At 50.0% G+C, this 12,494-nt stretch carries 10 protein-coding genes and 2 pseudogenes; 11 read left to right on the top strand and 1 reads right to left on the bottom strand.

Annotated features, from left to right (window positions below; genetic code table 11):
* Positions 1–11 precede the first annotated feature (11 nt).
* The 11 genes and pseudogenes from ACLBLI_RS13810 to ACLBLI_RS13760 all read left to right on the top strand — a co-directional run.
* Positions 12–1,436: pseudogene (locus ACLBLI_RS13810) on the top strand (molybdopterin-dependent oxidoreductase); the annotation flags it as partial.
* 402 nt (positions 1,437–1,838) lie between these two features.
* Positions 1,839–2,072, top strand: a pseudogene (locus tag ACLBLI_RS13805) (molybdopterin dinucleotide binding domain-containing protein); the annotation flags it as partial.
* An 87-nt stretch (positions 2,073–2,159) separates the two neighbouring features.
* Complete coding sequence (locus tag ACLBLI_RS13800) at positions 2,160–2,720, top strand: bacterioferritin-associated ferredoxin (protein WP_414830969.1); 561 nt, start codon at positions 2,160–2,162, stop codon at positions 2,718–2,720.
* Positions 2,721–2,731: 11 nt separating this feature from the next.
* The gene (gene cobA / locus ACLBLI_RS13795) at positions 2,732–3,637 is read left to right on the top strand and encodes a uroporphyrinogen-III C-methyltransferase (protein ID WP_414828170.1); all 906 of its coding nucleotides are present in this window, start codon (positions 2,732–2,734) and stop codon (positions 3,635–3,637) included.
* A 378-nt stretch (positions 3,638–4,015) separates the two neighbouring features.
* On the top strand, positions 4,016–5,344 hold the full coding sequence (locus ACLBLI_RS13790; RefSeq protein WP_414830968.1) for a CmpA/NrtA family ABC transporter substrate-binding protein: 1,329 nt from the start codon (positions 4,016–4,018) through the stop codon (positions 5,342–5,344).
* A 26-nt stretch (positions 5,345–5,370) separates the two neighbouring features.
* Complete coding sequence (locus ACLBLI_RS13785) at positions 5,371–6,363, top strand: ABC transporter permease (protein WP_414828169.1); 993 nt, start codon at positions 5,371–5,373, stop codon at positions 6,361–6,363.
* A 26-nt stretch (positions 6,364–6,389) separates the two neighbouring features.
* Positions 6,390–7,238: an ABC transporter ATP-binding protein gene (locus tag ACLBLI_RS13780; protein ID WP_414828168.1), complete on the top strand. Its 849-nt coding sequence runs from the start codon at positions 6,390–6,392 to the stop codon at positions 7,236–7,238.
* A 76-nt stretch (positions 7,239–7,314) separates the two neighbouring features.
* Positions 7,315–8,529 carry an alginate export family protein gene (locus tag ACLBLI_RS13775; protein WP_414828167.1) on the top strand — a complete coding sequence of 405 codons (1,215 nt, stop codon included), beginning with the start codon at positions 7,315–7,317 and terminating at the stop codon, positions 8,527–8,529.
* Positions 8,530–8,549: 20 nt separating this feature from the next.
* Positions 8,550–9,116: a molybdenum cofactor guanylyltransferase gene (locus tag ACLBLI_RS13770; protein WP_414828166.1), complete on the top strand. Its 567-nt coding sequence runs from the start codon at positions 8,550–8,552 to the stop codon at positions 9,114–9,116.
* Positions 9,117–9,528: 412 nt separating this feature from the next.
* The gene (locus ACLBLI_RS13765) at positions 9,529–10,287 is read left to right on the top strand and encodes a substrate-binding periplasmic protein (RefSeq protein WP_414828165.1); all 759 of its coding nucleotides are present in this window, start codon (positions 9,529–9,531) and stop codon (positions 10,285–10,287) included.
* 307 nt (positions 10,288–10,594) lie between these two features.
* Entirely contained in the window at positions 10,595–10,813 is a 219-nt protein-coding gene (locus ACLBLI_RS13760) for a helix-turn-helix domain-containing protein (RefSeq protein WP_218310094.1), read from the top strand.
* Positions 10,814–10,926: 113 nt separating this feature from the next.
* Here ACLBLI_RS13760 and ACLBLI_RS13755 read toward each other — a convergent pair whose 3' ends face one another.
* A complete protein-coding gene (locus ACLBLI_RS13755) occupies positions 10,927–12,216 on the bottom strand; it encodes a pectin acetylesterase-family hydrolase (RefSeq protein ID WP_414828164.1) in 1,290 nt (429 codons plus the stop codon).
* Positions 12,217–12,494 lie beyond the last annotated feature (278 nt).

The following is a 12,494-nucleotide window of genomic DNA, read 5'->3' as shown; positions in this document are numbered from 1 at the left end:
CGGAGATTGTTATGACGGCATTACCGCCAGAGAGCTCCAGCCGGATACCGCGTCTGATTCAAACCACCTGTCCGTATTGTGGTGTAGGTTGTGGCGTCGATGTTGTCGCGCAAGGTGATGGGAATGTGCCCCTGTCCCAACTAGGCGGGACCCCGGAGCATCCGGCAAACTTTGGTCGGCTGTGTATCAAAGGCACGCACCTTTTGGATACGCTGGGAGCAGAAAAGCGGTTATTGTCGCCTCGTGTTAATGGTGAAGTGACAAGCTGGGATAGCGCTCTTGATACCGTTGCACAAAAATTAATGCAGACACTTGCCGACTATGGCCCGGACGTCATCGGACTTTACGGCTCCGGTCAATTGCTGACGGAAGACTATTACGTTGCCAATAAATTTATGAAAGGGTTCATAGGCAGCGCAAATATCGATACGAACTCACGCCTGTGTATGTCTTCAGCGGTTGCGGCTTATAAAAGGGCCTTCGGAGAGGATATTGTGCCGTGTGACTACACCGATCTGGAGAGTACCGATCTGCTTATCATCACCGGTAGCAACGCGGCATGGACCCACCCGGTGCTTTTTCAGCGAATCGAGCGGGCAAAACTCAAAAATCCCGCTATGCAAATTGTGCTGGTGGACCCGAGAAAAACCGATACGGCTACGCTGGCGGATATTCACATTAAGCTAAAACCCGGCACCGACGCGGCGCTTTTTTGCGGGCTGTTGCGCTTCATTGCTGAAAAAAATGCCTCTGACTGCGCGTTTGTGAACGAACACACCCGAGGCTTTACTGAGGCACTGGCGGTTGCACAGGGGTGGACACCTGATGCTGTGGCGGCGATGTGTGATGTACCTCAGGCATCGATAACCTCACTGTATTCGTTGTTTTGCCGCTCCCCGCGGGTGGTGACGTTTTTTTCCATGGGCATCAATCAGTCAACCAGTGGCGTGGATAAAGGCAACGCGATTATTAATTGCCATCTGGCGTCAGGTAAAATTGGTCGGGAAGGGTGCGGCCCTTTTTCAATTACCGGCCAGCCGAATGCGATGGGGGGCAGAGAAGTGGGTGGGCTGTCCAACATGCTGGCGGCGCACATGGATATCGACAATCCACAGCATCGTGACATCGTCGCTTCATTCTGGCAGGCACCGGCGCTGGCACAGAAACCCGGTCTGAAAGCGGTGGATATGTTCAAAGCCGCCGCAGACGGAAAGATAAAAGTACTGTGGGTCATGGCGACCAACCCGGTAGCAAGCATGCCAAACCGAGCGCTGGTAGAAGCTGCGCTTAAACGCTGTGAACTGGTGATCGTGTCAGATACTGTGGCAGAAAACGATACACTGAAATTTGCGGATATCGCGTTGCCCGCCACCGGCTGGTCTGAAAAAAACGGCACGGTGACAAATTCAGAGCGGCGAATTTCACGTCAGCGAGGGTTGCTGCCACCTGCAGGAGAGGCCAGGCATGACTGGGAAATCATCAGTGCTGTTGCACGCAAAATGGGTTTTGAAAGCGCCTTTTCTTATACCCATCCGGCGCAGATTTTCTCTGAACACTGCCAACTGACAGCAAGGGACAACCATCATACCAGAGCCTTGAATCTGGCACCGTTGGCTGACCTTTCTATTAACCAATACGATAATCTGGGGCCAGTTCAGTGGCCACTGGCTGAGTACCATCGGTGTGGCCAGCAACGGGTGTTTTCAGACGGGCGTTTTTACACCGCAGATGCTAGAGCACGGTTTATCGCTGTCGTCCCCGAACTGCCGGCGCAACAAACGTCCGCCGATTATCCGTACATTCTCAATACAGGGCGGATCCGAGATCAGTGGCACACCATGACCCGAACCGGAAACGCGCCACGACTACTCAGACACATCGAGCGCCCGGCGCTTACCATGCACCCTGTGGATGCAGAAAAACTGGACGTAAGAGCCCGCGAACTGGTGTCGCTGCAAGCACAGTGTAGCGACGATAACGTGCTGTTGCCGGTAAAAGTGGATGACGCTCAGCGCCGGGGGGAAGTCTTCGCCCCCATTCACTGGTCTGCGACCTGGGGGTCCCATGCCAAAGTGGGATTATTGTTAAATGGCGCACATGACCCTGTTTCCGGACAACCGGAACTCAAGCATGGCGCGGTAAAAATCACACCCGCCGGGATGGCTTCTTACGGAGTTATTTTTGGGGATCCTTCCTATGTGAGTACCCTTGGTGAACCCTGGCACTACTGGCTGAAGATCCCGGCCGAAAATGGCGCAATGATGGATCTGGCGGATCCCCGTCCTTTGGATGAGATGACTGCCTCATTGCTTTGTAATATCAATACGCACCTTCATTGCACCACGTACCAAAGCAGTGAAAAAGCCACCTTGGTGTTAATGCGCGAGGAGCAGCCCGTGGCTGTCATTCTGCTTTCTGCCATGCCCTTTGACGTGCCGCTGGCTTGGCTGGATGCGATGTTTGCCGGCACTACTGCGCTGTCTGCAGAGCAATTACACGGTTTGCTGCATCATCGGCCGGACGATGTATTTCTTTCTGGTCCGGTGGTTTGCAGTTGTTATTCCATTCGCGAACTCCCGATTAAAAACGCGATCCGCGACGGTTGTGACTCGGTTTCAAAGCTGGGCCGCTCACTGAAATGCGGTACCAATTGCGGTTCTTGCAAAACCGAACTGTCCCGTCTTATTGAAGCGGAAACACGCGCCGTAACCACGGCTTAACAGAGGATCCTATGATGCTTTTACGATTACAGTCCGTCACTTCTGCTTTTGCGCAACATTTACTGCGTAGGCAGACATCTTTGCGTGAGGCGCGTGGTGGAACCCCATTGGCGGCAGGCGCAAATACGAGAGCAGGTGATCATCAGGGAGAGGTGTTTATTGTCGGTGCAGGCCCCGGAGATGCCGAGCTTCTTACCCGCAAAGCGTATCGGTTATTGCAGGAAGCCGATGTGGTGTTATTCGACTGGCTGGTGGATGAGTCTGTGCTTGCCTGTATACCGCGCCATGTTTCAAAGGAATTTGTAGGTAAGCGTTGTGGGAAACATAGTGTGCCTCAGGACCAGATATGTTCCCGCCTGGTGCGACTGGCACAAGAAGGGAAGCGTGTCGTCCGCTTAAAAGGTGGGGATCCTGCTGTTTTCGCGCGTACCTGTGAGGAAACGCAGGCGTTGGAAGCCGCCGCGATCCCCTTTGCTATTGTCCCTGGAATTACTGCAGCTTCCGGGGCCTCGGCATATACTGGCATCCCCCTCACGGACAGACGTAGTGCACAGGCGCTGACAATGATGACGGCGCAATTTCAGGACCCTTCGAAAGAGGCTGACTGGGGAGCCATTGCCCGACAGGCATCCCATCAGACCACAGTCGTTTACATGGGGTTGAAGCGCCTGGAGCAGTTAAGTCAACGATTGTTAGCGCATGGAATCAGTAACGATATGCCGGTGGCCGTTATTGAGAACGCGTGTTGCCGCAATCAGAAAGTGATTACTGCAACAGTAACAGACATAGTTGAACGTGTATGTGAAGCCGATGTACAAGGACCTGCACTGGTGATCATTGGCAGGGTAGTGTCGGCGCGTCAACACGTAAACCTCTCGCTGTTACAAGAAGCGCAGCCAGTAATAGTAAACGGGTAATCGCGACGCAGAGGAAGTCAGGCTGGCTTGTTTGACCCGCTTCGCGCAACCATAGTGCAGCAGCTGCACAGGTTTGATACAGGATAGTCAGAAGGGATGGTGTAAAATAATGGTAAGTACAAGATTTTAAAGAACAAATTAAAACTGGCACTAAAAATGGTTTAGTTTAAGAAATACTGTCGGTCCGTTTCGTATTGGCTGACACAAACAATCAGGTTCTGCTTGCAGCTATAGGTAAGAACCATCGGCAACGAAGCCCACCCGCCAGTGATATCGCATCGCGCTATCACTGGCGGGTGGGTTTTTTTTTTGGCTTAAAGGAAAGTGAAGATGAAAGCAATCATGAAAAAAGCAGCAGGTGCTATTTCCCTGTGCACGATGTTGTTCTCAGCAATGACTGGCAGTCTCGTGGCTGACGAACTTGGCTGGCCGGAAAAAGAAGAATTGAAGTTTGGTTTTATCAAACTGACAGATATGGCGCCGCTGGCGATTGCCTACGAAAAAGGTTTTTTTGAAGATGAAGGGCTGTATGTCACGTTAGAAGCGCAAGCGAACTGGAAAGTACTGCTGGATCGTGTCATTGATGGTCAGCTTGATGGAGCACATATGCTCGCCGGTCAGCCTCTGGGAGCAACCATTGGTTTTGGCACCCAGTCTCATATTATTACCGCATTCAGTATGGACCTGAATGGCAACGGGATCACCGTTTCCAATGACGTCTGGCAACAAATGGAAGCGCATATACCACAACAAAACGGTAAGCCGGTTCACCCGATAAAAGCAGATTACCTGAAACCGGTTGTTGAGAAGTACCGCAGTGAGGGCAAGCCCTTCAAAATGGGAATGGTATTTCCTGTTTCCACCCACAACTATGAGCTTCGCTACTGGCTGGCCGCAGGCGACATTCATCCCGGGTTCTATGCCCCACATAAAGGCGATACGTCAGGCCAGATAGATGCACAGGCATTGTTATCAGTCACGCCTCCTCCGCAAATGCCTGCAACCATGGAGGCGGGAACAATCCATGGCTATTGCGTGGGCGAACCATGGAATCAACAGGCCGTGTTTAAAGACATTGGCGTGCCTGTGATCACCGACTACGAGATCTGGAAAAACAATCCGGAAAAAGTGTTCGGCGTGAGTAAAGCCTGGGCAGAAGAAAACCCCAATACGCACATCCGTGTGGTGAAAGCGATGATCCGGGCTGCGAAGTGGCTGGATGAAAATAATAATGCCAATCGTCCGGAATCCGTAAAAATTCTGGCGAAAAGCAGCTATGTCGGTGCCGACGCGGAAGTGATTGCGAATAGCATGACGGGCACCTTTGAATATGAAAAAGGGGACAAGCGTGACGTACCCGACTTCAACGTATTTTTTCGCTACAACGCAACCTATCCCTACTACAGCGACGCTATTTGGTACCTGACGCAGATGCGTCGGTGGGGGCAGATTGCAGAACCCAGATCGGATGACTGGTTTATGGAAACGGCAAAAAAAGTTTATCGCCCTGACATTTATGCAAAAGCTGCGAAATCACTTATTGCGGAGGGAAAAGCCACAGCCAGTGACTTCCCTGACTTCGCGACCGAGACCGGTTTTAAACCGCCACAGTCGGAATTTATTGATGATGTGGTTTTTGATGGTACGCAGCCAAATGCCTATCTGGAGAAATTCGCAATAGGCCTGAAAGGTAACACCGTACTGTAAGCGATAACGCAAAAGAGGATAAGACAATGAGTAAGACGGTACAGGCACTTAGCCAGATGAGTCCGACTCGCACCAGTGCACTTTGGGGAACGATGGTGTCTAGCGTACCTAAGTTACTTATGCCAATAGTGGGGATCTTGCTGTTCCTTGCGGTGTGGAACGGCGTGGCAAAAAGTATTGATACGTCACTGGGACAGTTTCCGGGACCTGCTCAGGTATGGGAGCAGGTGGTTACGCTGGTCGATGAACATCAGGCTCAGCGAGAGAAGGCGAAGGCGTTCTACAGCCGTCAGGAGGAGCGTAACGCAGAGCGTCTCGCGCTGGATCCTGACTATGACGCTAAAGTTCGTGAGTATACCGGAGCACCGACCTTTTTTGATCAGATATGGACCAGTTTGTACACCGTGATGATTGGCTTTCTGATTGCCAGCGTGATCGCGGTTCCGCTGGGGATCCTTTGTGGCCTGAGCCGGTCTGCCTATGCGGCTTTCAATCCATTAATTCAGTTATTTAAGCCCGTGTCTCCGTTGGCCTGGCTGCCATTGGTAACGATGGTAGTCAGTGCCCTTTATGTCAGCGACGATCCAATGTTTTCAAAATCGTTCATCACCTCAGCGTTCACGGTGTCGCTGTGTTGTTTGTGGCCGACCCTGATTAATACCGCAGTGGGGGTGTCGAATATTGACTCTGACCTGGTGAACGTGAGCAAGGTGTTACGTCTTAAGCCGCTCAGCCATGTCAGAAAGATCGTGTTGCCCGCCTCGGTGCCGATGATTTTCACTGGTCTTCGACTATCGCTGGGGATTGGCTGGATGGTGTTGATAGCGGCTGAAATGCTGGCGCAAAATCCAGGCCTTGGAAAGTTTGTCTGGGATGAGTTTCAGAATGGCAGTTCAGAATCGCTGGCCAGGATCATGGTGGCCGTGCTGACGATTGGTTTGATCGGCTTTTTACTTGATCGGCTGATGTTGTCTGTCCAGCGCTGGGTTAGCTGGGATAAAACTGCGGTATTGCGCTAACACGAATTCGGATTGAGGACATCATTATGCAAACGAAACATTTAGAACTTACCCAGGTCGGTATTGATTTTCCCACGCCGAAGGGGCCATTCAATGCACTTACAGATGTGAATCTGAAAATACAGAAAGGTGAGTTTATTTCACTTATTGGTCACTCTGGCTGTGGAAAGTCCACGGTGCTGAACATCATTGCCGGATTACATAATGCTACTCAGGGTGGCGTTATTCTGGATGGCAGTGAGGTAAGAGAGCCGGGGCCAGAGCGTGCAGTGGTATTTCAGAATCATTCTCTGCTGCCATGGCTAACGGTTTATAAGAACGTAGAACTGGCGGTGAAACAAACCCAAAGACAAAAGTCGAAAAGGCAAATTCGCGACTGGATACTGCACAACCTGGAACTGGTGCATATGACGCATGCGCTGGATAAGTTGCCATCAGAAATTTCCGGCGGCATGAAGCAGCGGGTGGGGATTGCCCGGGCGCTTGCTATGGAGCCAAAGGTGTTACTGATGGACGAGCCTTTTGGCGCGCTGGACGCGCTGACTCGCGCACATTTGCAGGATTCGCTGATGGATATTCACGCCGAGCTCGGTAATACGGTCATTATGATAACGCATGATGTCGATGAAGCTGTGCTGCTGTCAGATCGCATCGTGATGATGACCAACGGACCCTCTGCCACCATTGGTGAAGTGTTGGATGTCGAGTTGGAGCGTCCCCGCGACAGACTCGCGCTGGCTGACGATCCGGCTTACAACCATTACCGTCATGAGGTACTCACCTTCCTGTATGAAAAGCAGAAGAAAATAGAAACCGTGACAAACCGTAAGCGTGCTTCCGGGGGCGCCTCTTCAAAAAAGACTAACGTCGCTTAACGTAAATTAAATCAAAAGGTTAGCTGGTGCCTGGCGGCTCCGGCGGGGTTAACTCACCTAAAATTTAGGAACCACTATGTCAACATCAACACGTTTTACTCTGAAATTTCCCGTTGTATCCATGTGTGTGCTCGCTGCGCTTTGCGGACAAGCCAACGCCTCTGAGCTTCTCGATGCCCTTGCCGAAGGTTCTGCCAGTGCCAGTATGAACTTACGTTATGAGTCTGTATCTCAGGACAACGCAGTGGCAGATGCCGATGCGTTAACCCTGCGCACTTTTCTGGGCCTTAAAAGCGGCAGTTACAAAGGGTTTTCTGTCACGGCAGAAGTCGAGGACAGTCGAATTGTTCTGGGACAGGGGGATTACAGTGTTGGGCCTACTGGCTACAACGTTGGTCAGTATTCCGTGATAGCCGATCCGGAAACCACCGAACTGGATCAGGCATTTGTGCAATACCAGTCTGATTCCTATACCGTCAGGGCGGGGCGTCAGGTTATTGCTCTGGACTCTCACCGTTTTGTTGGTCATGTTGGCTGGCGTCAGGATCGTCAGACCTTCGACGGGATTTCATTGAACTACCAGATAAGCAAAGATATCAGCGCCTTTTATGCCTATGTTAACCAGCGAAATCGTATATTTGCGCAAGCGGCGGATCTGGATTCAAAAGATCACCTTATCAACATCAGCTACCAATCGCCGGTTGGAAAATTTACGGCTTATGGCTATTTACTTGAAATAGATAATGCCACACCGAATAGCCTGGATACCTTTGGTGTGCGTTATACCGGAGCCGTTACTTTCAACGATGTGAAGTACAGTTACACCGCCGAATATGCCACCCAATCCAGTGAAACTGCAACACTCGATGTTGATGCCAGCTACTGGATGCTGGAGGGCAGCGCCACGTTTTCCGGCGTGACCCTGTTGGCAGGCTACGAAGTGCTTGGCTCTGATGATGGTGTTTACGGATTTTCAACACCACTGGCAACGCTGCATAAGTTTAACGGGTGGGCAGATCTGTTTCTCTCAACCCCAGCGCAGGGTCTGAAAGACGCCTATATCTCGCTCTCATCCACACTGGCCGGTGGCAAAGGCAGCCTTGTTTATCACCAGTTCGATGCCGATGAAAGCACTGTCGAGGTGAGCGATCTGGGCAGTGAAGTTGACCTGGTCTATACCAAAGCGGTTCTCGATAATGTCACAGTGGGTCTTAAATATGCACGTTACTCAGCTGGTGATATCAACGTGGATACAGACAAACTTTGGGCCTGGGTGAGCACCTCGTTTTAAGGCCAGGGAAAGCTGCAACTATGTCACTGGAAACAGACAATATTCCACCGGTATCCGGCTTCATCCTGGCGGGCGGTCGCTCGTCACGGATGGGAAGGGATAAAGCCGACGTTAAGTGGCAAGGGGTGTCGCTGCTCAATCACATGAAAATGACGCTCTCCACGGTTGCGCCGCGTATATTCGTGGTGGGCGGCAGGTATGCCGATATTCCAGACCTCGCCCCTTTTTTGGGGCCGGGCAATGCCATAGCGAATCAGTTGCTGATGATGCCAGCGTCAGAGCATATCGCTGTGTTCGTGCCCATAGATATGCCAGGACTCACACCAGCGTTGCTTCGCTACCTCATCGGGCAGTCTCAGATACAGGGAGCTCCCGTCTATTTTGACAGTCACTACCTGCCAGTGGCGATACCCACTCGGAACCTGCTGTTGGACAAGCTGCGTGAGCTGCTCAGCGTCTCTCCGGAACCCTCGGTTAAGTCGGTGTTGCAGCGCATCGGCGCGCGTTCTTTGGTAAGCGCCGGAAACGATATGTCATTTGCCAATATCAACAGGCCTGAGGATCTCAAAGCACTTGCTGACAGGTAAAGAAAAGGTTTATATCAGGCAAACCACGACGTTATCAATTTGCTCTCGTCTTAAATAGTTTAAAAAGCGGTATACCTGCATAGCTTCAGTATCGGTATGCAGCTCCTTGCCAAACAAAATCAAACCGGTCCTTGCTGGTCACGGGCTTTAAAATATGTTTTGTGGCTAACAGCATAAAACATGTATTTTCCGTGCGTGGAATGTAAGTATTGGTTGTTTTCCAGTGGAAGGTGCGGCTGAACAATAACTGTAGTAGTATAAGATTTGAACACTTTTTACTTGCACGCGCATAACTCAGGGCTTTGCAAAGAGTTTGAAGTAGCCTGGCTTGGTATTTGATAAGTGTATTCGCGTCAGCGATGAGAATAGCAGGCTGACGCTTTGTCTTACTGCGGTGTTTTCGAGGATGAGCGTGAAGTATTTATCTATCAGGATGACATGTTTATTATTAACGTTAATCAGTTCTTCTGTTGTCCACGCAGCAAACATCAGAGCCGTAACGGAACTGTTTAGCCCGTTTCAGATGTATGACGAAAGTGGAAGCCTTACTGGCTGCGCAACAGAGTTAGTACGACAGCTTGTTCAGGAAAATGGCGATACACTCACCATTGATGTGATGCCATGGAGTCTGGCATATCAGTACGCCGTTTCCACGCCGGGCACCTTCATATTTTCCATCGGCAGAAATGAACAGCGCGAGCCTTTGTTTCACTGGATAGGGAATATCGCCCGGGAGACTCTTTATTTTTGGACACTGAGCAACAGTGGTATCGCCAGAGGTGAGGATATCCGGGATTTCCGACATTATCGTATTGCAGTAGTAAAAGATGCAACCACCCACCAATACCTTTCTAATCAAGGTTTTCAGAACCTCTATCTGATGTCGTCTACTGAGAGTAATATCGATGAAAGTAGCCGCGTGAGAATGCTGTTAAAAGGGCGGGCAGACATTATGATTGCCTCCAGCGATCATATGCAAAATGCTATCGCTTCGCTAGGGATGCCTGAGCGCAGCCTTGAGGTTGTGTATCGCGCCCAAGAACTCGATACCAACCTCAACATTGCCATAAGTGCGCCCACTGATGAGCAGATAGTTGCAAAATATCAGCTTGCATTTCAAAAGCTTGAAGGGCCCAAACAAGTGCAGCAATGTGTAAAGCAGTGGCAATAAAATCGAAAACCGGACGGCGCCAAAAGGGTGCTGAAACTTTACCAATTGGAAAGTGATTGTGATTGTTATCCATCATGGTATGGTTAGTATGAAGTTAACGCAGCGCGGCTGCACTTTTCACACACGAAGGAATTCTCATGCAAATCGTTATTAACAATTACGTCTTTAATATTACCTACTGATTGCGCCTGACGCTGGTGTTCAGGGGCAAGTATCGCTTCTGGGCATCGCAGGTATAACGTTTTGCAAAAGCCCAGAATGGTTATCCAATCTGGGCTTTTTTAATGCCCGCTGCAGAGACAAGACAATGAAAGAATTAACGTTAGGACAAATCAGAAGGCAAAACAGGGTAAAGCAGGAAGTGGTAGCGATGGCGTTGTGCGTGACGGCATCCGGTGTGAGTAAGTTAGAGTCTAAGCGGATTCAGGACGTGCCTCTGCATCGAGCCGCTGCTTATTTGGCCGCTGTTGGTGGTGAAATGAAAATCGAACTGACGCTGCCGGATGGCGCGAGCTTATCGCTGTAGTAATAAAAAAGACGTGCTGAAAGACACGTCTTTTGGTCGCTAGCCTGGTCAACGGGGCACAGTGTATCGATTACCGTTGTTCAGGCTGCAGTTTGCCGGGACTATACGACAACTTAGTTAGTATAACTTACGCTATTTTCTCTGAAATTGCGCTTAGTGGCGAAGTCGTAAAGCCAGTCTTTAAACGGCACGCCTCCGGCACTTGTTTCATTGAAAAATGGGCTGGGACTGCTCACCGGAAGTTCAGTTTGCTCACAGAAGTCAGTCAATATCGTATGACAGGTGCCTTCGCCAAGGTAATACTGATAATTCCATGTAAACACTGAAAGCGTATTGATGGAAGTAGCCATTCGGAAGTGCCAGGTCAGGAAATACAAAAATTCTGATTCTGATAATTGCCAGGAGGCAGGATCCAGATTGCCCCTATCGATTTGGTCTGCAATTTTGAAAAACTGAATTTGTACGGCATCAAGACCAGTGGAATATTGCGCAAACCTGTCAAACGGGTATTGATACGTCAATGCTTTCATTAGCTGATTGTTTAGCGAAAATGCGTAAAACCGTCCCAGCATTCTTTCATACTGGCGAGGAAGGGTGGCTTCCAGGTTCCAGGGACCACCATCTGTGAGTACGTCATCGACGAAGCCTTGCGTCATTACCCCCATCGCGCCATCCGATAACAGCGCGGTCCGGGAACGGCTGAAAGCAGATTCGAAATAAGGGTAATTCAACGTCGCACCGTAGCCACCGGCGCTGCTTCCTGAGATCAGCACGTTTCTTGGGTTTTTGCCTGGATAGTTGGTTTTCAACCATTCTCTGACAGCCATAACATTGTCGTGGCCGCGATGCTTTATAAGAACTGGCGCGCCGGGTTGCCCGGTGATCGCTCCGGTATTGTCGGTATATACGTTGTCACTGGAGCCCACATGTAAGTCGCCGCTGCAGTAAGGAACAAATACTTTGTTCCAGTCTCGGAACGGGTTGTCTTCTCGTGCATCGTTAAAAATGCCACCCACCTGTCTGGGATCGTTCTCTGTATAGATAGACGGGTTATAAGTAGGTCGGGATTGCGGATTACCGTCTTGCTGAAGTATAAGTGAATCGACGCAGGTTGCATCGTTCCAGCAAGCCCCTCCACCCTGTAAAAAGATGAGTAAGTTATCGCTGTCTCCGGGCTGGAAATAAAAACGGAAGTCGTTGGGAAGCATTATTGGATTTCCATCGGGGCCGGGAACAGGAACTTCATCCATCGCACAGGATGGCTGAATGATTTTTTGTTCTCCACCCGGCAATGTAATTTCCATTGAGTCCGGAACAGGGATGGTTTGCCATTCTTCTGCCTGAGCAATAAAGCTACTGCAAAAAGTGAGCATAGAAAAAGAAAACAGTTTTTTGAGGGACATGCGGTCATTCCTTGAAAACGAGATAAATAAAATCCTTTACTGCAGGATGTCGTTGCACTCTCTACCATAGCTAGCAATTCAAACTAAGCAAAGAAAAAGCGAACACTATGTTGAGTGTGTGAACGTCAAAAAAGAGTATATACCTCTTATTAGGTAACTTAGTTCTCTTTTTATTGGTGTAATATGAACTGATACTGGTATGAGATAGTAAATACAACGGATACCGCAATTCGTAACCCACTAATAAATGCTGCGTGAAAGGTTGTTCGTGGCGTGCC

It is taken from the genome of Alteromonas sp. H39 (assembly GCF_047556435.1).
In the GTDB taxonomy this organism is placed as follows: Bacteria; Pseudomonadota; Gammaproteobacteria; order Enterobacterales; family Alteromonadaceae; genus Alteromonas.
Note: the sequence above shows the minus strand (reverse complement) of the source record. Positions and strands in the feature narration are given on the sequence as shown.